Origin of the sequence: Niallia circulans, from assembly GCF_007273535.1 — a bacterium.
In the GTDB taxonomy this organism is placed as follows: domain Bacteria; phylum Bacillota; class Bacilli; order Bacillales; family Cytobacillaceae; genus Niallia; species Niallia circulans_B.
Window position 1 is genome coordinate 506,441 of the sequence record NZ_RIBP01000004.1, and the last position, 26,766, is coordinate 533,206.

The 26,766-nt window shown below is 39.0% G+C and carries 24 protein-coding genes; 5 read left to right on the forward strand and 19 right to left on the reverse strand.

The window, feature by feature from the left end; genetic code table 11:
* Positions 1-91: 91 nt before the first annotated feature.
* From CEQ21_RS10450 to CEQ21_RS27400, 8 genes are all read right to left on the reverse strand, one after another.
* Positions 92-451: a PTS glucitol/sorbitol transporter subunit IIA gene (locus CEQ21_RS10450; RefSeq protein WP_185764557.1), complete on the reverse strand. Its 360-nt coding sequence runs from the start codon at positions 449-451 to the stop codon at positions 92-94.
* 63 nt (positions 452-514) lie between these two features.
* Complete coding sequence (locus CEQ21_RS10455) at positions 515-1,510, reverse strand: PTS glucitol/sorbitol transporter subunit IIB (RefSeq protein WP_185764558.1); 996 nt, start codon at positions 1,508-1,510, stop codon at positions 515-517.
* Between the two features lie 20 nt (positions 1,511-1,530).
* The gene (locus tag CEQ21_RS10460; protein WP_127741763.1) at positions 1,531-2,076 is read right to left on the reverse strand and encodes a PTS glucitol/sorbitol transporter subunit IIC; all 546 of its coding nucleotides are present in this window, start codon (positions 2,074-2,076) and stop codon (positions 1,531-1,533) included.
* Positions 2,077-2,097: 21 nt separating this feature from the next.
* The gene (locus CEQ21_RS10465) at positions 2,098-2,523 is read right to left on the reverse strand and encodes a transcriptional regulator GutM (protein ID WP_185764559.1); all 426 of its coding nucleotides are present in this window, start codon (positions 2,521-2,523) and stop codon (positions 2,098-2,100) included.
* A 67-nt stretch (positions 2,524-2,590) separates the two neighbouring features.
* Positions 2,591-4,522 (reverse strand): BglG family transcription antiterminator, encoded by a 1,932-nt coding sequence (locus CEQ21_RS10470; protein WP_185764560.1) that lies wholly within the window; start codon positions 4,520-4,522, stop codon positions 2,591-2,593.
* Between the two features lie 111 nt (positions 4,523-4,633).
* Positions 4,634-5,434 (reverse strand): SDR family oxidoreductase, encoded by an 801-nt coding sequence (locus CEQ21_RS10475; RefSeq protein WP_127741769.1) that lies wholly within the window; start codon positions 5,432-5,434, stop codon positions 4,634-4,636.
* A 1,066-nt stretch (positions 5,435-6,500) separates the two neighbouring features.
* On the reverse strand, positions 6,501-7,892 hold the full coding sequence (gene rlmD / locus CEQ21_RS10480; RefSeq protein ID WP_185764561.1) for a 23S rRNA (uracil(1939)-C(5))-methyltransferase RlmD: 1,392 nt from the start codon (positions 7,890-7,892) through the stop codon (positions 6,501-6,503).
* A gap of 148 nt (positions 7,893-8,040) precedes the next feature.
* The gene (locus tag CEQ21_RS27400; RefSeq protein ID WP_185764562.1) at positions 8,041-10,737 is read right to left on the reverse strand and encodes a lipocalin-like domain-containing protein; all 2,697 of its coding nucleotides are present in this window, start codon (positions 10,735-10,737) and stop codon (positions 8,041-8,043) included.
* Between the two features lie 368 nt (positions 10,738-11,105).
* On the opposite strand from CEQ21_RS27400, the gene CEQ21_RS10490 reads away from it, so the two are divergent.
* Positions 11,106-11,441, forward strand: coding sequence for a DUF3139 domain-containing protein (locus tag CEQ21_RS10490; RefSeq protein ID WP_185764563.1), 336 nt, complete (start codon positions 11,106-11,108; stop codon positions 11,439-11,441).
* A 35-nt stretch (positions 11,442-11,476) separates the two neighbouring features.
* On the opposite strand, the gene CEQ21_RS10495 is transcribed toward CEQ21_RS10490, so the two are convergent.
* The 6 genes from CEQ21_RS10495 to CEQ21_RS10520 all read right to left on the reverse strand — a co-directional run bounded on the left by CEQ21_RS10495 (position 11,477) and on the right by CEQ21_RS10520 (position 16,812).
* Entirely contained in the window at positions 11,477-12,289 is an 813-nt protein-coding gene (locus CEQ21_RS10495; protein ID WP_185764564.1) for a DUF1385 domain-containing protein, read from the reverse strand.
* A 136-nt stretch (positions 12,290-12,425) separates the two neighbouring features.
* A complete protein-coding gene (locus tag CEQ21_RS10500; RefSeq protein ID WP_185764565.1) occupies positions 12,426-13,286 on the reverse strand; it encodes a DNA-3-methyladenine glycosylase family protein in 861 nt (286 codons plus the stop codon).
* A gap of 116 nt (positions 13,287-13,402) precedes the next feature.
* Complete coding sequence (gene pdaA, locus CEQ21_RS10505; protein ID WP_185767221.1) at positions 13,403-14,146, reverse strand: delta-lactam-biosynthetic de-N-acetylase; 744 nt, start codon at positions 14,144-14,146, stop codon at positions 13,403-13,405.
* Positions 14,147-14,257: 111 nt separating this feature from the next.
* A complete protein-coding gene (locus tag CEQ21_RS10510) occupies positions 14,258-15,787 on the reverse strand; it encodes a fumarate hydratase (protein ID WP_328593474.1) in 1,530 nt (509 codons plus the stop codon).
* 134 nt (positions 15,788-15,921) lie between these two features.
* Positions 15,922-16,107 carry an SE1561 family protein gene (locus CEQ21_RS10515; protein WP_127741785.1) on the reverse strand — a complete coding sequence of 62 codons (186 nt, stop codon included), beginning with the start codon at positions 16,105-16,107 and terminating at the stop codon, positions 15,922-15,924.
* Between the two features lie 213 nt (positions 16,108-16,320).
* A complete protein-coding gene (locus CEQ21_RS10520) occupies positions 16,321-16,812 on the reverse strand; it encodes a YtxH domain-containing protein (protein ID WP_185764566.1) in 492 nt (163 codons plus the stop codon).
* Between the two features lie 104 nt (positions 16,813-16,916).
* Here CEQ21_RS10520 and yfkAB point away from each other — a divergent pair, with 104 nt between their 5' ends.
* Positions 16,917-18,041 (forward strand): radical SAM/CxCxxxxC motif protein YfkAB, encoded by a 1,125-nt coding sequence (gene yfkAB, locus CEQ21_RS10525; RefSeq protein WP_185764567.1) that lies wholly within the window; start codon positions 16,917-16,919, stop codon positions 18,039-18,041.
* A gap of 40 nt (positions 18,042-18,081) precedes the next feature.
* Here the strand turns inward: yfkAB and CEQ21_RS10530 are convergent, their stop codons facing one another.
* From CEQ21_RS10530 to cax, 3 genes are all read right to left on the reverse strand, one after another.
* Positions 18,082-18,807, reverse strand: coding sequence for a YfkD famly protein (locus CEQ21_RS10530; RefSeq protein ID WP_419181612.1), 726 nt, complete (start codon positions 18,805-18,807; stop codon positions 18,082-18,084).
* A 193-nt stretch (positions 18,808-19,000) separates the two neighbouring features.
* Positions 19,001-19,612, reverse strand: coding sequence for a YczE/YyaS/YitT family protein (locus tag CEQ21_RS10535; protein ID WP_185764568.1), 612 nt, complete (start codon positions 19,610-19,612; stop codon positions 19,001-19,003).
* Between the two features lie 401 nt (positions 19,613-20,013).
* The gene (cax, locus tag CEQ21_RS10540) at positions 20,014-21,087 is read right to left on the reverse strand and encodes a calcium/proton exchanger (RefSeq protein WP_235907237.1); all 1,074 of its coding nucleotides are present in this window, start codon (positions 21,085-21,087) and stop codon (positions 20,014-20,016) included.
* A gap of 227 nt (positions 21,088-21,314) precedes the next feature.
* Between cax and CEQ21_RS10545 the strand changes: the two genes are divergently transcribed.
* The 3 genes from CEQ21_RS10545 to CEQ21_RS10555 all read left to right on the forward strand — a co-directional run bounded on the left by CEQ21_RS10545 (position 21,315) and on the right by CEQ21_RS10555 (position 25,175).
* Positions 21,315-21,734, forward strand: coding sequence for a pyridoxamine 5'-phosphate oxidase family protein (locus CEQ21_RS10545; protein ID WP_185764569.1), 420 nt, complete (start codon positions 21,315-21,317; stop codon positions 21,732-21,734).
* A 138-nt stretch (positions 21,735-21,872) separates the two neighbouring features.
* Complete coding sequence (locus tag CEQ21_RS10550) at positions 21,873-23,048, forward strand: MFS transporter (protein WP_185764570.1); 1,176 nt, start codon at positions 21,873-21,875, stop codon at positions 23,046-23,048.
* Positions 23,049-23,249: 201 nt separating this feature from the next.
* On the forward strand, positions 23,250-25,175 hold the full coding sequence (locus tag CEQ21_RS10555) for a heavy metal translocating P-type ATPase (RefSeq protein WP_185764571.1): 1,926 nt from the start codon (positions 23,250-23,252) through the stop codon (positions 25,173-25,175).
* A gap of 231 nt (positions 25,176-25,406) precedes the next feature.
* Here CEQ21_RS10555 and CEQ21_RS10560 read toward each other — a convergent pair whose 3' ends face one another.
* The gene (locus CEQ21_RS10560; protein ID WP_185764572.1) at positions 25,407-26,228 is read right to left on the reverse strand and encodes a YihY/virulence factor BrkB family protein; all 822 of its coding nucleotides are present in this window, start codon (positions 26,226-26,228) and stop codon (positions 25,407-25,409) included.
* Positions 26,229-26,350: 122 nt separating this feature from the next.
* On the reverse strand, positions 26,351-26,743 hold the full coding sequence (locus CEQ21_RS10565) for a YtxH domain-containing protein (RefSeq protein WP_185764573.1): 393 nt from the start codon (positions 26,741-26,743) through the stop codon (positions 26,351-26,353).
* Between the last annotated feature and the right edge of the window lie 23 nt (positions 26,744-26,766).

A 26,766-nucleotide genomic window follows, 5' to 3' on the forward strand; every position in this document is an offset into this window, starting at 1 on the left:
CTTAGGAAAAAATAAAATAGCTTAACTACCGACAATCATCTTTTAGTTCATCTGGAAAAGCTAAGCTATTAACTTTATAGGCGAGACATGATTAGTATATTCGGATTATATCCCCTTGCTTCACATCAGCTATTTCACTATCTTCTAAATATAATGTTCCTGGTAGCTCTGGTTGTTCAGATCCATCAAACTTGAGGGTAATATGCCCAAGAGATGTAAGATTTTTTTCAACAGCATCACCAACTGAAGTAATTGTGTATTTTCTTTCTCCTAATTGAAGGGTGTCACCTGCTTTTATTTCATTGTTAATATCATTAACTGTAATAGATAAGCAATAATCAGCAAGTTCTGCTGGAGCATTTTCACCAAACAAAATCAACATTTTATCTCCTAGAAACGCGGATACAGACTCACCTATTTTATTAACTACTGTCTCATATTTCTTTTGCATATCCTTACTCCTTTTCTATGTCTATTTGTGAGTTTTCATAATTATTTATATTTTATTAAATAGTTATTCGTATAAGCCAAAGCTTGCTAGCCAAGCAATAAATACGGTTGGTGCACCGGTCAAAAATCTGCCATACAGAACAGCTGGCACCCCTACTTCGACTGTTTCAGGTTCTGCCTCGGCTAATCCTAAACCAACAGGAACAAAATCTGCCGCAGCTTGGGAGTTGATTGCAAATAACGCTGGTAGTGCTAAATGTGGCGGAATATTGCCTTTTCCAATTTCCACGCCAATCAGTGTTCCTACTACTTGAGCAATAACAGCACCAGGACCTAAAAATGGTGATAAAAGTGGGAATGAACAAACAAGTGCTATCGCCATTAATCCCCAAACGCTACCAATAAACGGTGATAAAATATTTGCAAAAAGATCACCAATACCTGTTTCTAAGATAATCCCGATTAGCATCGCAACAAAAGCCATAAATGGAAGGATTGTTTTAATTACTGTATCAATAGCATCTCTGCCTGCTTGGTAGAAAACACTAGTGATATTTCCCATTCCCATGCCGACTCTTGCCATTAAACCCTTTGGCTTCTGTTGTTCACTGATTTTCTTACTAGAATCATATTTGTATTCTTTTTCTGGCTTTTTCTCAGCAGGTTGCTCAACTTGCATTACTGCCCCATCTGCAAGCTGGATATTATTTATTTTCACACCTGATACATAAATATCTTCCGTAATGTGTTTCGCCAATGGACCGCTTTGTCCTGTAGGCATTATATTAATTGTTGGAATCCGCTTTTGTGGATATAGACCACAGCGTAATGTACCACCACAATCAATAATGACACATGCCATTTCTGTTTCTGGAACACTTGTTTTAAACCCATTCACTAATTCACAGCCAGTTAATTCAGCAATTTTGTCTGCAATATCAGGTTTCTCTCCACCTGTAATATAAACAACCTTATTTTTTTCTTCTGTTGGAGTAATTATTAATGGACCGCCGAATCCGCCTGAACCTTTTGTTATTTTAATAGCTTGATATGTTGTCATTTTCGCTCACCATCACTTATTTATAGTTTAACAGTATCTTTTAATTTTACGTTTTGTTGTTTAGCTACATATGCTGTCATATAATCTGTGATCCACCCGCGCAAGAAGTTCGTTACAATACCAACTAGGAAATAACGAAGAGCTAATTCAGCAGTATCAAATCCTAAAGTAGTAATACCAGCCGCAACACCTAAGAAAACAAACAACTCTCCTGGATTAACATGTGGGAATAGCCCGTTATGAGTGTGGCATGAATACGATGCAGCTGCATAATAGCTTGGTTTATATTTCTCAGGAAGGAACTTTCCAAGTGATAATGTCATCGGATTAGCTAAAATAAAAGTTCCGATAATCGGTAATACAAAATAGCGAGTAAACGGGTTTTTTGCAGACTTTCTCGCCAGCTTTTCTACTCTCTCTTCCCCAACCAAACGGACAAGTGCGTTCATTGCAACAAGCAGCATAATTAATAAGGGAACAATATCTGTTACCATACCTATAAATGTCTCGCCCCCATGTCGGAACAAGTCCATGAATTTTTCTGCGCCTTTAATTAAGATATCCATCTATTAATCTCTCCTTTTCTATCAGCTCTTTTTAGGAATTAGATAATCAATCCAGCCTTTTTTTACTCTTAACTCTCCGCCTTTAGCAATAATATCGTAGCTTTTTAAAGCATCTTCTATCGCATACTTTGTTAACTTGTTAATACCTTTGTAATCATCATCTGAAATTTTTAAAAGGTTTTTCCCTTCAAACCCTTTTAGTTCTCGCACTCGGGAAAACACAGTAACACCTTGCATTTTAGCTGCCTTTAAGATGTTATTACGCTTATCAATGGCAAACATAACAACAGTACCAGCTTTAAACATACCTGTTTTTTTGCCGATGGCTACACGCCCTAAGCGTCTTAATTCACTATATTTCCTATTAAAATGTTTGATTTGTAGAAAACCAAAAATACTTTGCAATAACCACGCAATACCGATCATTATAATAAATCCTAAGAACATTTTTTACCCCACCTCATTAAATTCTCTAGCTGTTAAAATAAACGCTTACAAATTTTTGTAACTTAGTTTAACTAAACTTGCTAATCTTCTTTAAACATTCAGATACTTCCTCATAATTTGCCGCACTTGCTAGCTCGTTAATTAGCTTCTCATCATTTGCTATTCTGATTATTTCATCATAAACACTCACTAGCTGATGCTCGGTCATTTCAGATTGTTTCTCTGGAATGCCTAATAAGAAAATAAGTTTAATTTCTTTACCATCAGAGATTACTGTATCAGGGAATACTCCTAGCGCCAGTTCTATTTGATCTGATTTATAATTAAAGGTATGTGGTATTGCGATAAAGCGATCAAATACCATAGAGCCTTTTTTCTCTCGTTCCTTAAGACGATTCATGAATTCATTATCCAAATGTTCTATCTTAATCAACTCGTCTACCATCATATATAAACTTTCATGATAGCCGGCCTCACTATTCAATAGAAAGAAGCTTTCTTTGCTTATTAAATGATTTAGTATGGATGTATGCGAGTTAAAATCAGCTTTTAACATAAATGCTTGCATATATGCTACTTCTTCTATCTTCCTGGCAATAGCTTGTTCATCAAAGATTTCATTTATTATTATGAGTGGTTTACTTGTTTCAACGGAAAGCTTCACTGTAGAAAAAATGATATCAAAATCGTTTAACATATCTTCTGTTATTTCTGTTTCTGAGAAAAGTCTCAATTCCGTATCTTTATTAAGGATTCGCTGCAGCTGATTAGAAACTAATTTAGCTGTTCCTCTTCCCGTTCCACAGATGACTGCTGCTTTTCTAATGCTTTTCACCTTCACTTCACTCTGCGAAATGAAAACTCCAAAATAGAACGCAATATAACCAAGTTCATCTTCTGATACTTCTATGTCATATTCATTCTTAATGATTTCACCTGCAATCTTTGCCATTTGAAAAGCCACTGGATACTTTTCCTTTACATCCATTAACATCGGATTCTCTATACGCAACCCATACATTAATCTGTTTAACATAAATGTCAAATGATATTGCAAGTCGGTAAAAAATGATTCATTTTCCTCGATAATATCCTTTTTAAATCCGATATTTTCTACAATCATCTCTAGTAATCTCTTAATTTCACTTGGTATAGCAATGTTTTCCATTGTACGATTATTTGTTGGAGTTCTTCTTCCAGCTATAGGAATGGTAATGAATAAAACTTCTTCCTCTGGAATTGTAATTGGAAGACATCTTTCAATTACTTTTGCAATCTCCAAACCAATTTGATAATCATGTGTAGCTTTAAGCTTCAAATGACTTTCTTTCAATCTTTTTAATGGCTGATTTTTAAGCAACCGATCAAGCATTACTACTACAAATTCCATTAATCGCTTTTGCGTACTAGTTTCAAAATCATAGTGGGCTGCAATAGTTGCTATTTCTTCAGCAATATCAAGATCTAATGGGTATGACCTGTACATGATATCAAATACATTATTAATGATAAAAAAGCGTATATCCAGCTCTTCACCATCCAGCCGCATTCCAGTATTGGGTTTACCATAAATTTTCAGATTATAGGCTTCTAATGATACAGACGCTTTTTTCAACTCATTTACAAGTGTTGTTCGCCCAATATTAATCGCGTATGCCAACTCATCTAAAGTATTAATTTCCTCACTATTCAAAAGCCTTTCAATGATATAAGCAATACGGCGTTTGGAGGAATCAATAGAGTCCTTTTTAGTACTTATATGATCCATCAGGAGATTGAAGCTAGATTGATCTTTTATTGATAACCAAAAACCTTTGCCTCTTTTGTTATCTAAGAAAGCAATACCTTCTAATTGTTCATTTACTTTCTTGATATAATTTCTGACCGATCTTGTTCCAACCCCTAAAGCATCTGCTAAAAACTCTAAAGAGCTATACTCCCTTTGTTGCGATATTTCAATAATCTGAATTACTTTATCCTCTAATGTAAAGTCAGACACTCTACCACCTCTTTGCTAAATGAATGCCAAAAACACCAGGTTTGGGAACTTAAAGTGAACGACAGTCAACCTTGTATTATGACACTCATCAAAGGTATTCTGACTTCACTATTAACCTCTAGATTTCCCTCCTGAAATATTTAATGTTGTACCCGTAATATAACTGGAACGATCGGAAGCTAAATAAGTCACCAAATCGCCAATTTCTGTTAACTTACCTTCTCTGCCAAGAGGAATAGATTTACTGTAATCTGTGGATAATCCATCTACCGTAACCCCACGAGTATACGCTAGAGCTTCGTTATACGCATCTGTTCTTAATCCTGTAGTTTCAATAATACCTGGCGCAATTCCAACTACACGGATGTTAAACTTCCCAAGCTCTTTTGCCCATGCGCGTGTAAAGGAAATTACAGCACCTTTAGTAGCAGAATAACAGCTTTGTCCTGCAGAGCCTTCTTGCCCTGCCTCAGAAGAAACGTTAATGATGACACCTTTGTTTACCTTTAACATTTCTTTAGCAGCAGACTGTGCAAAGAGATAAGGACCTTTTTGATTAACTGCTACCATAAAGTCAAAATCACGCTCACTCAATTCATACTCCGGTCTTTCACCCTTATCATCCACTAAAAGTCTTGGCAGATTTACTCCCGCATTATTTACCAAGATATCGACAGTGCCAAAAAGTTCAACTGTTTTAGAAACAGTGTTGTTTACACTTTCTTTATTTGTTACATCACATTTTAGAAAGTAAGAACCATCTTCTCTAGCTCCTTCCTCTCCATTTAAGTCAGCAACGACAACTTTAACTCCATTGTTTAAAAGTCCCTTTGTAATTTCTAAACCAATGCCAGAGGCTCCACCTGTTACAATCGCGACTTTCCCTTCAAGATTTAACCATGTATCACTCATTAGTAATTCCTCCTCATCATTTTGAAAGCACTTTCTATTTCTTGATTTCAGTATAGGAGGTAATCTAATGTAATTTAATACAGACTTTTTCACATAATAGTGAAAAAGTCTGTATTATTAATCTGATTTATTTAGATACAGGATTTTTATGTATGTACTTTAACATAGTCGAAAAGTTTAATCCGCTTAACCACTTGCCATGAAGAACAAATTAATAGTATATCTAATTAATTCGGTATGTTTAGAATGGTTTAAAAGCATGATTTTATAAAATAGCTTTACAACAGGAGCTTTAAAGACTGGCACAAACTCTGACATCGTAAACGATTGAAAGAAGACTTGGTAAAGATTTGAGTTAGGCTTAGGCTATCTAAATGGGAATCTGAAAAGTCCTTCCTCCATATTTATTAAATAAAAGTTGTTCTCCCCCTAGTATAAAAAAGCTACAGAAAAAATCCTTTTGTATAAATTTTTAAGCAATTGTTTTAGACAAAGACCAATAGTTATATTACCCTATTAAACTACAAAAGAAAATATAGTTTAAACCTATTTTCTGTTCCTACTAAAAAGAGGAAGCTACTCAGCCTCCTCTTTGTTCCCTTTACATGAAAGGTTTATCTTTTTGGTCACTCTACTGGTATTAATAAATAGAGCATATTGTACCTTCATCTAGTTCTTGAATTTCCTGATCTACTCCCATGCCTTCTCCCACAATAAAAACCAAAAGAAAAAATAGAAATTACAATGATTATCACAACTCCATAATTCTTAATTATCTTGAGCAGATTAGGTAAAACAGTTTTCATCATAAAAGGCAGTAACGCCCCTTTTGTGTGAAGATAGTAACCATATACAATAACCAATATTATTAAAATAATAAGCGACAACCGAACAATTCTAAAGAATACATTGTCACTCACCTTGCTCCACTCCCCAACTTCTCATTTTGGCTTACTTTTTATTTTTATCTACAATTACAGTTCGATGAAAAGTGCCTCTGTCCTTCTAAATCTGATTTATTTAATACGAAGAACCCGGATTTTTTAAGAAATCCGGGTTCTAATGATTATTTTAAAACCAACTCCACTACACACTCTACATGCGCCGTGTGGGGGAACATATCCACAGGCTGCAAATACTCTACCTTATAATCCTTGCTCAAATAATCAATATCCTTCGCTAATGTCGACGGATTGCAGGATACGTAAATGAACTTCTTCGGTTTTACCTTTTTGATGGCGTTAAGCAGCTTTTGGTCGCAGCCTGTTCTTGGCGGGTCGACTACTACTACGTCTGGGCGCCAGCCTTCTTCGACCCATTTTGGGAGCCAGTGCTCGGCTGTTCCTGTTACGTATGTGGCATTTTTGATGCCGTGTCTATCAGCATTTTTTTGGGCGTCGATGATGGCTGCATCGATGGTGTCCATGCCGCGGACTTCGCTTGCACCGTCAGCTAGCCATAATCCGATTGTTCCAACACCGCAGTAGGCGTCAGCGATTTTTTCTTTGCCTGTCAGGCTGGCAGCTTTTTTGACTTCGTCGTACAGCTTGACTGTTTGTGTCGGGTTTAGCTGGAAGAAGGCACGTGCTGACAGCTCAAAGTTTAAGTCGCCTAATGTTTCTTGAATGACCTCTTCGCCTCTTAGATGAATAGTCTTTTCACCGAATATTAGGGATGTCTTGTTGCCGTTAATATTTTGCACTAGTGACTTCACTTCAGGCAGACGTTTTAGAATTTCTGCCATGATTTGTTTTTTGCGCGGCACTTCTTTTTGAGTTGTAATTAACACGACCTGTACTTCTCCTGATTGGAAGCCTGCTCTTGTCACGATTGTACGGACGATACCTTTTTGTGTGCGTTCATCGTAAATTGGTACATTCAGCTCTTCTAAAATGTTGCGAACCTCTTCTGACACCTTGTTTGTCAGCGGATGCTGAACCATGCAGTTTTGGATTGGGACAAGGCGATGGGAGTCAATCCCATACAAGCCTGCGATTACTTTGCCGTTTTTCTGCTGGCCGATTTGGAATTGGCTCTTATTGCGGTAATTCCAAGGCTCTTCCATACCGATTGTCGGACGGATATCTAAGTTTTCTATTTTCAGTTTTGTGTGTCTTTCTAGTGACTGGATTACAATATCGCGCTTTTCTCTAAGCTGCTGGTCATATGCTAAATGCTGAAGCTGGCAGCCGCCGCATTGCTCGTAGATCGGGCATGGTGCTTTGACGCGAAATGGTGATGCCTTTCGGATTTTCTTTACTTTTGCCTCTGAAAACTTCGGCATGATCTTTGTTGCTTCCACGACTACTTCTTCGCCTGGTAGTGCTCCTTGAACGAAGACGACCTGCCGTTTGAAATAGCCGACACCCTCTCCATTGATTCCGAGTCTTTTAATTGTGAGCGGGAAGGTTTGTCCTTGCTGTAACTTTGCCGTGCTTACTTGCTTTTTATCATTCATTCTATTGCTCCTATAAGTAGGTTTCTATTTTTTTATTTATTATAATCAGTGTAAACTGCAACCTTTATACTAATACTTCTTTATTGGATAATCCAGCTATCTTGCAAATAAAAATCCCTCAAATCTTAATCTTTGAGGGATTTTCTTCTTATTCTATTCTAGCTCTTTTCTTTTTAAAAAGAAACGCACATGCACCGATAACAATCATGGCAATACCTGCCATCAAATAATTGAAGGAGTTTGTGGCTGTATTAGGCAGTCCATGCCCTTGGCCTTTAACGCTATCTTTATTACTATCATCTGTAACATTGCCCAATTCTTCATCTTCAGCTGTTTCCTTACTGCCATCTTCCTCGCTGCCGTTGTCGTCCGGCTTATCTGTTCCTGCTTCCTCCTCTGGACCTGTTGTGTCATTTTCCTCAGGTTTATCTGTGTCCTCATCTGGCGTTGGTGTTGCTGGCTCAGACACTACTGGAACTGTCCCAGTGTTGTAATAATCCTTGATTGTATCCTCACTCAATGCGACAGAGTCATAAACAAGCACTTCATCCATAAGCCCTTTAAATGGAGTATCCCAATAGTTTACTCCGAGTGCAAACAAGGAATTTTTATCTGTGAAGACATTAAAGAAATCAGTGCCACTGAATGCCTTTTCCCCATTGATATAGATATTAAGCGCTCCATTATCAACGGTAAAAGCAAGATGGGACCATTCATTAACTGGTATTTGTGTGCCAGCATCTGCATCATACCAGCCGTCATTGTTCGACCAAAGCATGCTGTTATTGCCGACACCATCATGACCTTTCGGAACAAAGCTGATCCAGTTTACATCTGATTTTGCGCCGAAAAATGCCGTCGTATAATTAGTCAGCTGTTCTGGGTTCAACCAGAAAGAAACGCTGTATTTATTACTGGAGATAAGCCCCTTCGGTAAAAGCACTCCTGATGCTCCGTCAAAAATCGCCCCTTGGCCGGTTTTCCCGTCTGTATAGGTAATTGCTCCACCAGTATTAGAAACGAGATTTCCTGTCGGCTGTCCATCTGCCTGTGTGCCAGTGCTGTCCGTTAAATTGCCTTCAAAGGCATAATGAGCTGCAAGCTTGCCTTTTTCCTCTGGCAAAACGGTGATTTCAAAGGTTTTCTCAGCGTTAGCTTCCCCCTTTGTTATTGTTGCTGTTAATGTCACCGTTGCCGCCGCTCCATTAGTCGGTCTTGTTACCTTGCCGTCATTTGTAACAACATCGAGATTCGAGGAGCTCCAGCTAATAAGTGCACCGCGTAATCCTTCTGTTATAAGTTTCAAGTTGCTGATAACTGCCGTTGTATCGCCTAATTCAAGGCCACTCTTGACTGCCTCGACAATTTCATTATCTGTTTTGCTTTCTGCTTTGCTTCCCCAGACAGATACACCTTCACTTGATATGGCTGTAAATGTCAGCACATTCGTTTTCGTTGTTGGGTCCCACTGGCTTATAAACACGCCAGTATACAACTTGCCGTCAATGGTAAGCTCTGCTTTGTTAGAACCTTTTTCCTTCCACGTTCCAGCTGCTTCACCGCTGATTGTTCCGTCACTGTTCAAGCTAATCAGCACAGATTTTTTGATTTCTGCAGAAATATCCTGGCCATGGTTAATGAATTTGTAGTCTCCTGCAATATCAGCAGCCGCAACATCCTGCAAGCTTTCTCCTGCATACTCATATGGAGATACAACTGGCCATCCAGCTTCATTCATATACATTTTGTGAACTCGGATTTCATGCTGTTCCCCTCTTTCTGGGAAACGAGTATGGAAAATCAAGTATTGCTCATTTGTGCTTTCATCATAATAAACGGAATTATGACCTGGCGATACATAGCCTGTGCCAATGCCTGTCCCGCTTTCGCCTACCTCACGTTTGAACAGGTAGCTGCCCATCAGCTTAACACCATATGGCTCAATCGATTTGTCATCGAACAATGGCAATGTCGGGTCTGCCTTAACATTTGTCATATCATTGCCTGCGGCGTCATAATATGGGCCGTCTGGAGTTTTCGAGCGGACAGCTCTCATGTTGTAGCCGCCAGTCGAGTCTAACCCACCGAATGACAAGTACATATAATAATAATCTGTTTCCTTGCTGTACTGGATATACGCACCTTCAATCCGACTGTGGTTGCCGCCAAGCAGCTTTTTCCCATAGCCTTGGTTTGGTAGCTGCTTGCCTGTTTTCGGGTCCATTTCAAGGATGAAAATCCCGCCAGAGTAAGAGCCGTACACCATCCAAAGCTTGCCGTTTTTATCGAAGAATACGTCAGGATCAACGGCATTTGGATGCTTTGTTGCATCATAAATGGTGCCATCCTCACTCTCTTCATCCCACATGCCTGATTTCAAAATAATGCCTTGATCCTTATATGGTCCGTCAACACTATCTGAAACAGCAACACCAAGTGCTGAACGTGGGGAATCTCCTTTACAGGCATTATAGTACATATAATATTTCCCGTCCTCAAGCTGGATAACATCTGCTGCCCACAGCGTATCAGACTCTGCCCAATCAAATGTTTCCTTCAACTCCTCGAGAACATTTTCAAACAGCGGGTTGTCTGCAGACACGTTTGAGGAGATTTGCTCCCATTGCATAAAATCCTTTGTTTTTGCAGAAGCAAGATGCGAACCAAAAACATAGAACTGGCCATCTGCCTCAATTACAGACGGGTCATGGACAGAAGCCCTTTTAAAGACCGGGTCTTCTGCTGCCTTAACTACTGTTGTATCATTGCTCAAAAGATACTGCGGAATTACAAGAACAACTGCTAAGAAAAACATCAATAAACTTCGAGATACATTCCTTTTCATTGCGCCATTCCTCCCTGCCGTGTCAGCTTAACGAAAGCAGCATAAACCTGTTTCTTGCACACAAGGTATAAATAATAGCCATGCTCCTGTCCATACAGCCAAAACGGTTCTCTATTATTGGCTACGAAAGCACTCCCCTCTTGTCTTAATAACTATGTAAACACTTTCATAACTTTGATTATCGTATTACACATATACGTACATGTCAATATACATAAAGTGATTGTATGTACATATTCATAAAAATTAACATGTCACATATACGAATGAATTTTCTGTAAATAGATAATTATTTCATAATATCATTCACAAAATAGACATAAATACCATTATAGAGTAAAATTACACCATAAGAGGGGTGATTTCACATGCTAAAAAAAGCAATCTGGATTTTCACCATCCTGTTTGCAGTCGGTGGTATTTCCGTTTATAAATATGGAGAATGGCATGGATTTACTTGGATGGAAAAGATATCGAAGCAGAAAGTCTTACAATATTTGAAGGATACGGGAGAAAAGGAACAGGAAATGAAAAGCATAGAGCCTTCTTATGACTATAAATCAGGCCATTATTATGTCACCGTTGTATTCAAGGATGAACAAGACTTACGTTATGAGTTCATCTATAGAAACAAAAAAACTGTCTTTATTGGCAGATATGATGACGGCAACAACACATACGACAAAGGCAAGCATCTTCAATAAAAAGAACAGCTCAAATTCTTGAGCTGTTCTACTCCTTATTTAGCAGGATGAAATGTCACACTTGCGGACTTTTTTGCTGCTGTCTCCTTGTCAATGTTTTCCTGAAGGGCAGCCATTTTCTTTAGGGATCGGATAGCTGTTTCAAGATGCTCTGCTGCAGGTCTTGCTGTGAATAAAAGATATTGTAATCCGTATCCAATATAGTAAATCGGAGTCAGCACCTTTTTCACATGTTTATTACGGATAATATACAGCTCGTAAGCAAGTGACAGAACTACAAAAAGGACAACGATGCCGTCTATTTGATTCGAATAAGGAATAAGCCAAACAATCAAACTGATAAGACTAATAAAAATCACCAGATTTAAGTGGCAGGTTTCACTTATACGGGACTGACTTTTTACATTTTCTAGTGTTAGTTCCTCGTGCTTATTAAAGCAATTGGCAGCCATATGTTCTGCTGCATGGTATTTACCGAGCGGTGTGAGCTTGAAGATCATTAAGTATAAAATGATAAATATGATAACAGCTATTTCGATCTCCGCTGCACTTAAATCCCCTATCGACCAGCTTCCTTTGGACATCACAAATAGAAATAAAAATCCAAAAACAAACAGTGATAAAAAGGACTTCCATGTATCAAGGAATGTTCGGATAAAAAACCACATGCCTCTTACAATGGGAACTTTCCGCAAATACTTGTCGATATCAAAGTCTTCAATTTCTTCCTCTTTCGCTTTAATTTGATGAGTTGTCTTGATTTCACCATCTTTGCGGACTGAGATTACTTTGACATCGTCAGACTGAAACTTTACGCCATTGATTAGCGCTTTTCCTCCATACTTCATAAAGGGTCTCCATTTTTCACAAGATTTTTTTCAATTCATTTATATAATATATTCCCCAATTGCACAATAAATGTGCTGTAATCATATGTTTGTCCTTATTTATAGACGGATAGGCACATAGATTGGTTTCATGGATTTATTCAATGCTGCGCCATAAGTATAGAGACGCATAGCTTAAATAGGGCTCCCAAGCTGGGATTAATTGCTCAATTTCTTCTTTTGTCGGCTTTGCTTCAAGTCCGAGCAGATTCTTTAATGCATTTTGGATGCCGATATCTGCAATCGGGAATAAATTCTGCCGTCCAAGCCCGAATAAAAGCACATTCTGAATCGTCCATTGGCCAATTCCTCTGTAGACGATCAATTCCTTCATAATCTCTTCATCTGTTCGATCATAAAGGCTCTCTAAGCTCAGCCTGCCTTCAGCAATTTCCTTCGATATATCAATAATATATTCTGCTTTTCTTGTGCTGAATTGCAGCTCTCTTAATTCTTCTACCGTGAGTGCTGCAACAACTTCAGGATTCGGGTAAAACCATGCTCCATTAAGTTCTGTTCCGTATGCTTTAACAAATCTTTCTGTTAAGGTGTATGCGAATTTTATATTAAGCTGCTGATGGATGATGCATTTTACGAGACAATTATATGGATGAAAGTCGAGTACGAGCGGTGTTCCGAAATGACTGTTAAACAGCTCCTTCAATTCGGTGCCTTGAAAATGCTCATGAACACCAATAAGTGAGCTTTCCCATTGAAAAATCCTTGTAAGCTCTCGAATAACTTTCTCTTCATACTTTATTGGAAGTTCTTCTAGCTGGAAGACTGGCCCTTCCGTTGTGCCAATTGCTTTCACCTTGACAACAATTTTTTCATTTTCTATACCAATAGGCACCTTTATGGACCTTTCTAAGGCATCCACTTGATGCAATGGATCTAAAGCTAAGCGGCTTAACACAAGATCAAAATTATATGGACCTGATACCGGGACAATACGCAATAGAATCACCTGTTCTGTTTTCCTCTATTATAGCATGGATATATGTGGAAGTTCTATGAAACAGCCTATACTTTTACAAAAAGAAAACAAGCCCACCGTAAAATGGGCTTGTAAGTTTATTTCTTCTGCTTTGCCATAAAATCATCAAGGCTTTTGAATGTATAGCCTCTTTTCTTCAAGTCTTTGATTGATTGCTCAAGAGCATCTGCATTGTCTTTAGACACAGTATGAAGGAGCATTATGCAGCCTGGATGTGCCTGCTTCATGATATTGTCATAGCTGTATTGCCAGCCTCTTTGCTGATCGGTTTTCCAATCGACAAACGCTAGTGACCAAAACACCTGTGTATATCCTAGCTCCTTGCCGAGCATTAAAGTCCGCTCACTAAAAATACCGCGCGGCGGCCGTAAGTATTTCATGCCTTTTTTCCCGGTTATCGCTTCTGTTTCTTTCGCAACCTTCTCAAGCTCATCTGTCAGTCTTTGATCAGAAACTTGTGTGAAGTCTGGGTGATGATAGGAATGATTTCCAATTATATGACCTTCGTCAGCCATTCGTTTCACTAAATCTGTGGCACTTTGCAAATAATGTCCTGTCACAAAAAAAGTGGCTGGTACCTTTTCCTTTTTCAATACATCAAGGATTTTTCCTGTATAGCCATTTTCATAACCATTATCAAAGGTTAAATACAAGACCTTTTTATCAGGACTGTCCTTATAAAAAGCCCCGTATTTTCCTAAAAGATCATCAAGCGGCTGCCCTGCTTCTGCTGGCTGCTCATTGCTTGCTTTTTTGAAACCCCAATGCAGTGGCTGATTGGAAACGTTCGCCAATACTGGATGCTGAATGAGCAGAAACATAACAAAAAAGGCCGAAATCAATTTGAAGTGCTTCACCTTTCTCCCTCCTTTTAACAAATCTAAACTTATTATTTGTTAGAGTTAGGGAAAAATGATTGGTAAATTAAACAATCATTTATAAACAGGTTCTTTAAACTGAGTGAGCTTCTCTAATGATGATTTTTCAATATCCTCATGTAGGGAATTACCATGAGAATCCATTGTCACAACAGCCCGGAAGCCCTCCACCTGCAAATGCCACATTGCTTCTGGGATACCGAATTGCATAAGGTCAACACCTTTAACTGCTTTTATGCAATCAGCATAATATTGGGCTGCACCGCCAATTGCATTTAAGTAAACACCGCCATGCTCGGCTAAAGCATGTAAGGTTTTTGTTCCCATCCCGCCTTTACCCATGACAGCGCGGATGCCGAATTTTTTCATAATATCTCCTTGATAAGGCTCCTCACGAATGCTCGTTGTTGGTCCTGCCGCTTTCACATGCCATATGTCTTCATCATCTTTTAGCATTACTGGCCCGCAATGGTATATTACTTGTCCATTTAAATCAACAGGAGAATCGTTTGTGCTTAAGTGTTTATGAATTGCGTCTCTTCCGGTATACATCATTCCGCTGATTTCAACAACATCGCCGACCTTCAGGCGACGGATTTCCGCCTCAGATATTGGTGCATTAAGCTTAATGACTGTATCATCGTCAGTTGATTTTTTTTTGCCGGCGAAGGTAATTTTCTCTCCATCCTGGTATTTCCATGCAATAATGCTGCCTGTATTTGCATCAAGCTTTATTCCTAATCTGCGGAATGCCCAGCAATTATATGCAACAGATACGAAGAAGCTTGCAGGAATGCGATTCATTACACCAATTTTGCAGCCAAGCAAGGTCGTTTCTCCGCCAAATCCCATTGTACCGATTCCAAGCTTATTAGCATTTTCCATGATATATGCTTCTAGCTCAGCAAGCTCCGCGTTTTCATTAACATCGTCAACCGTCCGGAAAAGCTGTTCCTTTGCTAAATCATAGCCGCTTGAGCGGTCTCCACCGATTCCCACACCAATAAAGCCGGCGCTGCAGCCTTGTCCTTGTGCTTGATAAACAGAATGGAGAATGCATTTGCGAATGCCATCCAAGTCCCTGCCAGCTCTTCCAAGCCCATCAAGCTCACAAGGCAGGCTGTATTGAATATTTTTATTTTCACAACCGCCGCCTTTTAAGATTAGACCGATATCTATGTAATCCTTTTCCCACTGATCAAATTTGATGACAGGTGTTCCTGCTCCTAAATTATTGCCGCTGTTTGCTCCATGAAGTGAATCTACAGAATTAGGACGAAGCTTACCTTTTTGTGTTGCCAATTCTATGCATTCATGAATTACTGCCTTTATTTCCAGTTGGTTTGTACCGACAGGTGTCTTAATCTTAAATGTTGGAAGCCCTGTATCCTGACAAATTGGTGACACTTCCATATCCGCCATTCCGATGTTCTCTTGAATTGTTTCAAGGCTCATCGCTGATCTCGTTCCAGCGCTTTCCCATTGCGCTGCTGATTTGATGGCACGGCGGACATCCTTCGGAAGATTTGTAGATGTTTCTTCAATCAATTGATATATACTCGTTCTTAAAGCTTTGATATTCATTTATTTTCCCCCTCAACCCTTTTTAAAGCATGTCTCCTTTTAAATTATACTCTTACTCATAAGTCTGTAACAGCCATTTGTAATCGTTTTCATATTTACAAAATAAAAAAAAGCCCCTTAGTGGAGCTTTCTCATTATTCATCTCTATGTTTAAATTCATTACATTTCGATTCAATATCGTCGATCATCTCAATCAAGCGGTCGATATCCTCAAGCTCCGCCTCTTCCGGATCAATAGCATCCAACACATCAAGAAACATATTTAATCTCGTTTTTAAAAAATCTACTTGTTCATTTTTGTTTGTAATAGAAGTGCCCAACAAAAATCTCTCCTTTCACTTTCATATCCATCGTACCGAAAATATCAGCTTCCGGCAATCTTTTTCCTTCTATACATATGTTTGCACAATAACACCGTTTTTACACCTGTCATCATTTTTGTTCCGAAAAAAAAGATCACCTACAGGTAATATAGGTGACGAGTTCGATTTTTTTTATGTTACACTATACTATACGTGCGTTTCGCATCATAATTATAAGGTAGCCTTTTCCCTTTCTATTAGGGAGTGGTCTTGTGCAACGACAGGGAGAAGCTCTGTGTCATTGGATGAGTTATTGTTCATTCCAATCTGGGACTTTGTCTCCTGTAATTTATGTTGGATAGACTGATATTGGCGCTTTGATTGAAAGTAAAGCTGCTTGAAATCTCCTGCTATTTCTTTTAAATCCTGTGTCCTTGCATTGATTGTGTTTTGAATATGCTGAAACATCGTTTGGCTGTCATTCATAACCTCTCGCATTGTATCACTTAAATAATGCAATTTTTCACTAGTGTCTTGCTTTACTTGAGCAGGGTTTTCTCTTAGCTCATGAACTAGCTGGTTGGTTGAATCCTTCCACTGCTGCACTTTCACCTTAGCATTTGTCCTTGTTGTACGATCCATGAGGGATAATGTTGTCCCGATGACACCGCCGATGACAATTCCAGCCAATAGTTTACTGTTTCCCTTGTTTTCATTAGACATCAGATCATCTCCCTTTTTTATATCAATACTTGTCTATTTCCCATATGATTTGAGATTTAAACAAGCAGATGCTTAATACGCAACTTTTTCAAAGGAGTAATAGCATGATTTCTCAAAAAAATCCGATTGTAAATCCTAAGAACGACCCTTGGGAAGCTTATATGGATATAACCCAGCATGGAGGGATGACCCTCTCCAATATAGAATTTACAACCACAACATTATGTAATATGCGCTGTGAGCATTGTGCAGTCGGCTACACTCTTCAGCCGAAGGACCCGAATGCCTTGCCAATCGATTTGTTACTGAAAAGACTTGATGAAATACCTCATCTTCGTTCTATGAGCATAACAGGCGGTGAGCCGATGATGAGTCGCAGGTCTGTGGAAAACTATGTTGTTCCGTTATTCAAGTACGCCCACAGCAGGGGTGTGAAAACACAAATTAACTCTAACTTGACTCTTGACCTTGGCCGCTATGAGCCGATTATTCCATATTTGGATGTTCTTCATATCTCCCATAACTGGGGAACAGAAGAAGAGTTTGCAGAAAGAGGCTTTGCGATGATGGCAAGAAAGCCGTCATATGAGCATAGAAGCAAGCTTTTCCAAAACATCATCACTAACAGCCGGGCATTGGTTGAAGCTGGTGTTGTCGTATCAGCGGAAACGATGCTGAACAAGCAAACACTGCCTTACTTAGAGCATATTCACCGCCAGATTGTTGACGAAATGAAATGTCAGCGCCATGAAATTCATCCTATGTATCCTTCTGACTTCGCTTCTACGATGGAAACTTTGTCACTAGAGGAAATGCGTCAAAGTATTCATCATTTACTTGATATTAGAGACGAAAATGTATGGATGCTTTTTGGTACACTGCCGTTTTATCCGTGCAGCAGCACAAAAGAAGATCAGGAGCTTTTAAAGCGTTTATACGCAAGTAAAAACGTCACTGTCCGCAATGATCCTGACGGCCGTTCTCGATTGAATGTTAACATCTTCTCAGGAGATGTTATCGTTACAGACTTCGGTGATACGCCAGCTCTTGGTAACATTAAAACAGATAAGCTTCCGGACATCTTCCAGAAGTGGATGGCAACAGACCTTGCTGCCTCACTTAACTGCCATTGCCCAAGTGTGCAATGTCTTGGTCCAAACGTGCTTGTCAAAAACAGCTACTATCGTGATATCGACTTCACAAAAAATAAAGCGCTAATAACACGCTAAAATAAAAAGCAGCGATTATCACCAATCGCTGCTTTTTTTATTATCTCGGTTTTTCGCTTGCAAGAAACCCGAAGGAAACATGATCCTGAACAGGAATCCATGCACCAATGCCTTGGGATGTCACGTTTTTGACGACAATTGATTTTTTGCCACCCTTAAGCATTAAATACACTTCACCGTAAGTGACCTTTCCCTTTTCATTAACTGCAGGTGCATATCCGTATAAATAGCCTAGTCTTTTGGCAGGAATGTTATAAATTTGGTCCTTTTTCGTTCCAGTTCCTATCACTGTTTCAAAGGCAAGTGGCAGCCCTGAATTTTGCATTGCTTTTAGCATCATCATTTTTTTGACTTCTTCTGCATTAGGTATCTTCGCAGTCAAACCGCCCCTGATGATTTTTTGGGATTCTTGTACATAATGAATTTGAAATGGTGCTTTGCCACCTCTGTTGTCATAAAAATTCGTATTTATTTTTTGATATTCCCAGTTTGGAGCTGTTTCTGTTGATTCGTAATTTAATGGCCATTGTCCAATATAAACAATCGCTTTATAACCAATTGCAAAAGGTGTGCTGTTAACAGTTGTCTCATTAAGCATGCGAATCAAATCAGGATTTTCTATCTTCACCTTTGAGGAATTAATAAGCGTCTGTGTCAGCTCACTTGGCTGCAGCTTCGGCAAATCCTGAGAGGGATTTGGATAGGTGTTTTCCTTCGTGATATTCATAACCGAATTCGGAATAGCAACCAGCTTTGATTTTGGCATATCTTGTTTGTCCTTCGGTTTTTCTGCAAATGCTGGTGCAATACTAGGCAGTACCATAAGCAAAGCTAGTAGAATAATACCAATGCGTTTCAAATTAAAGAACTCCTTTCAAACCTAACAGTAATGTTTACTGTTATTTTTTTCGGAGTTCGCCTAGATTATGCTACTTTGGACAAACAATTTTTTTCAGATGCTATTTAATCGCCAATTTATCCATGATCCCGCAGCAGATTGGATGGAATACTTGAATGGCAGGTCCGATTCCAATCGCAATAATAACTGTTCCAACTCCAATCGGTCCATTAACCATAAAGGCAAAAATCAATGCCAAAATCTCACCAATTAGCTTGGATGCCATGATATTAAGTCCAAATCTTTCTTGCAGACTCACCATAAATTCGTCAATTGGGTTTAAAGGAAAACTAGCCTGCAAATATAGAGAAATTCCCAGTCCGATAATAACAAGTCCGCCAATTAACAGCAGCAGCTGATTCATAAACAGGAAATAATTGAAAACGTTGATAAGATGCGCCATCCAAAAATCAACAAAAAACCCAAGAATAAACACAGTGAACAATGACAGCAATGCAGGCTTTCTTCTTAGCAAAAGTGCATTAACGAAGATTAGCAGGATGCCGATAATGACAATCCAACTGCCAATTGTTAAGCCAATTAATGCCGACAAGCCAACATTCAAGGCATCCCAAGGTCCTGCTCCCAAATTTGCTTTAATGGTCAATGTCGCCCCAAATGACAAAATCAACAGTCCAACAATGTAAAAAAGGCTCCGGTAAAACAAAGCCATATGATAACTCCTCCTTTCTTTTAAGCTCGTCTTTTATACATATGCGCTAGTCCCAGAAAACTTGTACAAAAAACTTAAAATTAAATTAACTGAATATTTACATTAATCTAATTTTATATTATAATAGGCTTATCAAACAAAAGGAGGGCAGCTAATCACTTCGCTTAATACAAAAGGAGGATAGACCATTTTTGACAAAGGACAGTTTAGCATTAACCGTATCTATTAAAGAAAAGTTGGTGGTGGTCCGATGGAAGCGACTTGATTTTGTCCGAGGAAACATAAGCAAACAATAATTATACTTATTTAACCTACATCAAAACGATAAAGGTGATGCCATCTATAAAAAGCCGTCCAGCTGTAAAGAAAGCTGGACGGCTTTATGTTTTTTAAAGTACTGCTTACAGCAGGTAGAATCCCACTCCCATAATCAAGTAAGCAGCAAGCAGTGTTGCGCCTTCAAACCAGTTCGTTTCCCCATCATTTGAAATGATAATCATGAGTAAAACAGCAGATGCCATCGATACTAGCTCTGGTAAACTAAATACAAGTGACAAGTTTGTCGGGAACATAAGCGATAGCAATACGAGCAACGGTGCTACAAACATTGCTACCTGCAAGGTGGAACCAATTGCAATTTCAACAGAAATGTCCATCTTGTTTTTATATGCCATAAGGACTGCAGAAGCATGTTCTGCTGCATTCCCAACAATTGCGACGATAATTATCCCGATAAACAGCTCTGACCAGCCGAACGATTCTGCAACAATTTCAAATGTATGAACAAGATTCTCAGATATGTAGGCAACCGCCAATGTTGCAAGGGCGAGTATTAGCACACTTCTCTTTACACTCCACTCAGGCACCTCTTCATGGTGGCTTCCTGCAGCTCCACCCTCTTTGTTACTTTCTGTTTGATATACGCCTCGATGTGTAACAAGCTTAAAGAATAGTGCTGCTAAGTATAACAAAATAAGAATGATGGAAATTCCAATACTTAATGTTAATGTTTCTGATTCATTCATGGATATCGAGAATACCTCTGGAATAACAAATGCAACGATAACCGCAAACATCAGTAAGCCTGAATTATGTCTTGCATCAAACACATTATATGTTTGTACCTTGTATTTAAGGCCGCCAATAAAAAAGGACAGTCCTGCAACAAGCAGCAGGTTTCCAAGAACGGAACCTGTCAAGGAAGCCAAAACAACCTCTGTCAGTCCCTCTCTCAAGGCAAAAATCGCAATGATTAATTCGACTGCATTGCCAAATGTGGCATTCAGCAAACCGCCAATTCTTGGTCCGGCGACAATCGCCAAGCTTTCTGTCGCTCTCCCCATAAAGCTTGAGAGGGCAATGATGGTCAAACAGTATACGATAAACATGAGAATGCTCGGCCAGTGCAGCAATGAGCCAATAACAGAGATTGGAACCCCAATGAGGACTGCCAGGGCAAAAATTTTATTTATCACTTACCCCACTCCTTTTATTTTTAAGATTTAAAAGTCCCTGAATTTATTTTTCCTAAACATCGTTTTTTCAAACCTTTCTCACAGTTCACAGACCAGTATATTTCAGGTTTATCTAAACCATTCCGTAATATACCAACATTTTCTGCTTTTTTAATTAGGAATCAGGGTATATAAAATACAGATAATCCACCAATACTAACAAGGAATGGAAAGGAGTTTTTTAAATTATGAGTGAAGCATTAAAGACAAAGATACTGGAACTATTTAAAAATCAAAAAACTGGCACATTAGCGACAATACAGGATCAAAAACCATACAGCCGCTTTATGCTTTTCTTCCACGATGACCTGACACTTTATACAGCAACAAATAAAGAGACACATAAGGTTGATGACATTGGACAAGAGCCAAATGTTCATATTCTTCTTGGTGCCCAGGATGCTAACCTTGCTGGTGCATATTGTGAAATTGAGGCAACAGCCACTATTGAGGATTCAAAAGATAAAAAAGAAAAATATTGGGATGACTCGCTCAGCAAATGGCTGGGAGGTCCCGATGATCCCAATTATGTGCTATTACAATTGAAGCCACAGAAAATTCGTTATTTCGCAGACTCTGCTTCACAAGCAGAAGTGCTTGAACCGTAAAAATTTGAGCTGCCGCAAATATAAAGCGGCAGCTTTCTTTATGTAAATCGACATTTTCTTATTGCCAATTCTTCGCTCCTTACGTTACCATTATTTAGGGATACTAAATTTTTTTACAGCTATAAGGAGCAATACATAATGACTAATAAAAAGTTTGCAATACTGATCAGCATTGTCAGCATATCAGGCTTCAGCCAAGGGATGCTGCTTCCACTGATTGCTGTTATCTTTGAAGGTGACGGCCTGTCTTCAAGTTTAAATGGATTGAATGCAGTAGGCTTATATATGGGCATCCTGCTTATTTCTCCGTTTATGGAGTACCCACTCCGAAAATACGGATATAAACCAGCCATTGTTTTTGGCGGACTGCTCGTTATTATATCTTTAGCTATGTTTCCGTTATGGAAAACATTCTGGTTTTGGTTCTTTTTGCGTTTGCTTATTGGCATTGGAGATCATGCCCTCCATTTCGCAACACAAACATGGATTACAACTGTTTCCTCAGAAAAAAACAGAGGAAGGAATATTTCCTTGTATGGCGTGTTTTTTGGTATCGGATTTGCAGCTGGCCCTCTAATGACACCATTAGTGAAACTAAATGAGGCCATTCCCTTTATACTCTCATCTGTCTTATGCTTTGCCGCATGGATATTCACCTTGTTCTTGAAGAATGATTTTCCTCGGCAAACGGTCGAGACAAATTCATTTAAAGATACAATTTCTCGTTTTTCATCTGCTTTAAAATATGCATGGGCAGCTTTTCTTCCTCCATTGGCATATGGTTTTTTGGAATCGAGCTTAAATTCCAGCTTTCCTGTTTACGGACTGAGACTGGATTTTCAGCTTTCTGAAATCTCCATTCTATTAACATGCTTTTCCATTGGTGCGATTGTTTTTCAATTCCCGCTTGGAATATTAAGTGATTCTTTCGGACGAAGAAGAACTTTAATAACCATTCTTTTTGTCGGCTTTGTCTGTTTTCTTTCAGCAAGCTTTGTGGAACAAAGATTTATCGGGCTTGCAATCTGCTTGTTCATCGCTGGCATGGCAGTTGGCTCGACCTTTTCCCTTGGTGTCAGCTATATGACCGACCTAGTGCCGACAAGCTTGCTTCCGACTGGAAATTTGCTGTGCGGAATGGCATTCAGCATCGGCAGCTTAACAGGACCATATCTTGGTGGCCTGTTTATTCAATATGTTGATAATCTTAGCTATTTCCTTGTTATAAGTACAATGCTATTGCTGTTGGGCTTCATCATTTTTATTTCCGCCAAACAAAGAGGTCAGAAGCAAGCAAATACAGTCCCAAATTAAGGCAAAAGTATACCAATTGCTGTTAGTTTATGTTAGGATGAATATAACTAAATACGAATGAAAGCACAAAGTCTGATTTTCTATCAGCGTGCTTATGAAATTTTGCTGTCACCTATACAGGTGGCAGCTTTCGTGTTTTTTAGGGGTAATGAAGCTGATTATCTTTCTCATTAATAATAAAAAAAATTAGGAGGAATACCTATGTTGACGGAAACAAAACCAAATACACAACAAGCACCTGCACCTAAGTCAGCCTTCTTAGAAAAGGTCCTGCCACATCTTGAACTGATTGCTGCCGGAATATGTGGTCTGTTGATTCTTACAGGCTGGCTGCTTAATCACTATCATTCAGAAGCACTATCCACTATCTCGTATATACTCGCATTTATTATCGGCGGCTTTGCGAAAGCAAAGGAAGGTATCGAAGAGACGATTGAAAACAAAGCATTGAATGTCGAAATGTTGATGGTGTTTGCTGCTATTGGCTCGGCAATTATTGGCTATTGGACAGAAGGAGCTATATTAATCTTTATTTTCGCTGTTAGCGGGGCTCTAGAAACATACACGATGAATAAAAGTCATAAGGAAATATCTGCATTGATGAATCTTCAGCCAGAAAAGGCATGGAAGGTTATGGTTGATGGTTCAGTTGAGCTAATTCCGGTAGCCTCCCTTTCCATCCATGACAGAATTTTAATAAAGCCAGGCGAAAGGGTCCCAGCAGATGGAAGGATACTTTCAGGCGAAACGGCAATAGATGAAGCAGCTATAACTGGCGAATCACTGCCTGTAACAAAAATTATTGCTGATGAAGTTTTCGCTGGGACAGTGAATATTAGCGGTTCTGTGACAGTTGAAATAACGAAAAATGCTGATGAAACACTTTTCCAAAAAATTATCGCACTTGTCCAGTCAGCGCAAAGTGAAAAGTCGCCTGCTCAAGCATTTATTGAAAAGTTTGAAGGCACTTATGTAAAGGTAGTATTAGCCATTGTTGTTATTATGATGTTCCTGCCTCATTTCGTTTTAGGCTGGAGTTGGACTGAAACATTTTACAGAGCAATGATTCTTTTAGTTGTTGCTTCTCCTTGCGCACTTGTGGCGAGCATCATGCCTGCGACCCTTTCCGCCATTTCTAATGGAGCACGAAACGGGATATTGTTTAAAGGCGGCGTCCATTTGGAAAACTTGGCAGCAGTCCAGGCAATTGCCTTTGACAAAACAGGAACACTTACAAAAGGAAATCCGACTGTAACAGATATATATGTGAAGGATGGCTATGAAGAGGAAACGGTACTCCTTTATGCAGCAAGCATTGAGAATCACTCAAATCATCCACTAGCCAAAGCAATCGTGGAGAGTGCAGCAGCAACCATTCAAAAGCCGCTGTTGGCACTTGCTAATGTTCAAGACAGCTCTGGTTGGGGCGTTACTGCAAATATTAATAATATAGAATGGAAAATCGGAAAAGCAGAATTTGTGGGTGCAAGTGAAGCAAAAAGCTTCCATGGCTCTATTTATGACCAGTTATCACAGGAAGGAAAAACAGTAGTTTTTATTGCGACAGACGGTGAAATAATTGCATGTATCGGCTTAAAGGATATTGTCCGCAAAGAAACGCAAGCAGCAATTCAGCTATTGAAAGATTATCAAATTCACACACTTATGCTGACAGGTGACAGTGAAAAGACAGCACATGCGATTGCCAAGGAAAGCATGGTCCATGAGTATATAGCAGAATGTCTGCCAGAACAAAAGGTTGATCATATAAAGACACTAAAGAGTCGATATGGTATGGTGGCCATGGTTGGTGACGGCATCAATGATGCACCTGCACTGGCCACTGCTCAAGTAGGAATTGCCATGGGCGGTGGCACAGATGTGGCCCTTGAGACAGCAGACATTGTCCTAATGAAAAATGATCTTCCAAAAATTGCAGAAGCGATAAAATTATCAAAACGCATGAATAAAATCGTCAAACAAAATGTCGTATTTTCTATCACTGTTATTATGCTGCTGATTATTTCTAATCTCCTGCAAGCAGTTGATCTCCCCTTCGGCGTTATCGGCCATGAAGGCAGTACCATTCTTGTCATTCTCAACAGTCTCCGTCTACTGCGGAGCTAAATAAAAAAACAGCCACTTCACACTGAAGTGGCTGTTTTTTTATTTAGTGATAACCATTTTGTCCGTTTGCTGAACCGGATGTTTTATGTTTTGGCTTGCTCTTACTGTTTTGTTTAGTCTTTTTGCCCATTGTTATCACCCCGTTATAATAATTTCCCCAAGCTTATTTTATGTTTCCTGGTCATTTTTATAAGAGGTAAAATTCGGGCTTTTTACACATATGCTGGCAATTTAGCAAGGCTTCTTCTTGCGGCTTGTGAATATTGCGTTGACAATTCCGCCAATAATGATAATAATCCCTGTTAAATAAAACCAGATCATCAGCACGATAATTGCACCAATCCCGCCATATGTTGCTGAATAATTGCCGAAATTACCTACGTAAAAGGAAAAGCCCAGTGATACAAGCACCCAGCCTATTGATGCAAAAAGGGCGCCAGGAATGGCACTTACACAAGTGATTTTCTTATTCGGAGCTACCCAATATAATGCAAGAAAAACAATAAACAAGATGACAGGAGACACTAAAAAGCGCAGTGCTCTCCAAACACTTAGAAACTCATCCGATAAATTGAACTGTGAAAACAAAAACACACCTATCTGTTCACCAAACACTGGCAGCAGCAATGCAATTACCACAACAGCAATCATACCAAGTGTTAATACAACAGACATAGCTCTTGCCACAATAAAGGAACGTGTTTCTTCTACTTCATACGCCTTATTGAGTGCCTTGATAATCGCATTCAATCCATTTGAAGCAGACCAAATTGTTGCAATGATACCAAAGGAAAGCAATGTCCCGTTTCTGCTGAGAACTTGCTCTAGGTTTGTTTCAATGATATCCATACTGTCACCTGGAGCAAATTGTGCAATCAAATTTAATAAATCATCCTTTGTGATTGGCAAATACGGCAATAATGTCATCATAAAAATGATGAGCGGAAAAATTGAAAGTAAAAAATAATATGCGAGCTGTGCCGCAAGACCAAATACATCATCATTTTTCACTTTTACTGCTAATTGCTTCACAAAACTAGTTGCCTCTCCCATAAACCCCACCTGCCTATTTGTCGGTTTAGCTAATATTGTTCTTTTCCCCTACTTCCAGCAAGGACAAACCTGTTCTTGATATTATCCCCTTAGGACAGGCATTAGCTATAATAGTATTGGGTTTAATGTGTATACTGAGGCAAGTACTGTGTGCTTGATGTGCTTGATATGCTTGATGTTAGTCCTTGCGGCTTGTACTCCTCCTGTATACTGCCTGAAGTGAACGCATCCTTCGTTTCCTTCACAATGCTTGCGATTGTCGGCGTAACCTCTTTTAGCTCCTCGACCTTTTCCATAATGAATGCAACATCGCTAGAAACCTTCTCAGCTGTCAGCTTTACCTTTTCAGATGTATCTGTAATACTTGAGCTCATTGAGTCAAAATCGGTGAAGGAGGACTTTAAATTTCTCATTTTATAAATAGAGTTCTGTCTTGTTTGTTTATCAAGCATACTTAAAGAAGCTCCTATCAAACCGCCCAATAAAATCCCTTTCGCTAAGCTAATCTGTGCCATATGCATCTTCCTTCCGGTTAGAA

Excerpts from the sequence above, each read along its gene's own strand:
- CEQ21_RS10460 (WP_127741763.1), bottom strand. The coding sequence starts at position 2,076 with ATGGATATCTTAATTAAAGGCGCAGAAAAATTCATGGACTTGTTCCGA.
- CEQ21_RS10450 (WP_185764557.1), bottom strand. The coding sequence starts at position 451 with ATGCAAAAGAAATATGAGACAGTAGTTAATAAAATAGGTGAGTCTGTA.
- CEQ21_RS10495 (WP_185764564.1), bottom strand. The coding sequence starts at position 12,289 with ATGAAGTATGGAGGAAAAGCGCTAATCAATGGCGTAAAGTTTCAGTCT.
- CEQ21_RS10510 (WP_328593474.1), bottom strand. The coding sequence starts at position 15,787 with ATGAATATCAAAGCTTTAAGAACGAGTATATATCAATTGATTGAAGAA.
- CEQ21_RS10565 (WP_185764573.1), bottom strand. The coding sequence starts at position 26,743 with ATGGCACAGATTAGCTTAGCGAAAGGGATTTTATTGGGCGGTTTGATA.
- CEQ21_RS10550 (WP_185764570.1), top strand. The coding sequence starts at position 21,873 with ATGACTAATAAAAAGTTTGCAATACTGATCAGCATTGTCAGCATATCA.
- CEQ21_RS10530 (WP_419181612.1), bottom strand. The coding sequence starts at position 18,807 with ATGCCAAAATCAAAGCTGGTTGCTATTCCGAATTCGGTTATGAATATC.
- CEQ21_RS10520 (WP_185764566.1), bottom strand. The coding sequence starts at position 16,812 with ATGTCTAATGAAAACAAGGGAAACAGTAAACTATTGGCTGGAATTGTC.
- CEQ21_RS27400 (WP_185764562.1), bottom strand. The coding sequence starts at position 10,737 with ATGAAAAGGAATGTATCTCGAAGTTTATTGATGTTTTTCTTAGCAGTT.
- CEQ21_RS10490 (WP_185764563.1), top strand. The coding sequence starts at position 11,106 with ATGCTAAAAAAAGCAATCTGGATTTTCACCATCCTGTTTGCAGTCGGT.
- CEQ21_RS10465 (WP_185764559.1), bottom strand. The coding sequence starts at position 2,523 with ATGTTCTTAGGATTTATTATAATGATCGGTATTGCGTGGTTATTGCAA.
- pdaA (WP_185767221.1), bottom strand. The coding sequence starts at position 14,146 with ATGTTTCTGCTCATTCAGCATCCAGTATTGGCGAACGTTTCCAATCAG.
- rlmD (WP_185764561.1), bottom strand. The coding sequence starts at position 7,892 with ATGAATGATAAAAAGCAAGTAAGCACGGCAAAGTTACAGCAAGGACAA.
- CEQ21_RS10555 (WP_185764571.1), top strand. The coding sequence starts at position 23,250 with ATGTTGACGGAAACAAAACCAAATACACAACAAGCACCTGCACCTAAG.
- CEQ21_RS10560 (WP_185764572.1), bottom strand. The coding sequence starts at position 26,228 with ATGGGAGAGGCAACTAGTTTTGTGAAGCAATTAGCAGTAAAAGTGAAA.
- CEQ21_RS10535 (WP_185764568.1), bottom strand. The coding sequence starts at position 19,612 with ATGGCTTTGTTTTACCGGAGCCTTTTTTACATTGTTGGACTGTTGATT.
- CEQ21_RS10545 (WP_185764569.1), top strand. The coding sequence starts at position 21,315 with ATGAGTGAAGCATTAAAGACAAAGATACTGGAACTATTTAAAAATCAA.
- CEQ21_RS10475 (WP_127741769.1), bottom strand. The coding sequence starts at position 5,434 with ATGAGTGATACATGGTTAAATCTTGAAGGGAAAGTCGCGATTGTAACA.
- CEQ21_RS10455 (WP_185764558.1), bottom strand. The coding sequence starts at position 1,510 with ATGACAACATATCAAGCTATTAAAATAACAAAAGGTTCAGGCGGATTC.
- yfkAB (WP_185764567.1), top strand. The coding sequence starts at position 16,917 with ATGATTTCTCAAAAAAATCCGATTGTAAATCCTAAGAACGACCCTTGG.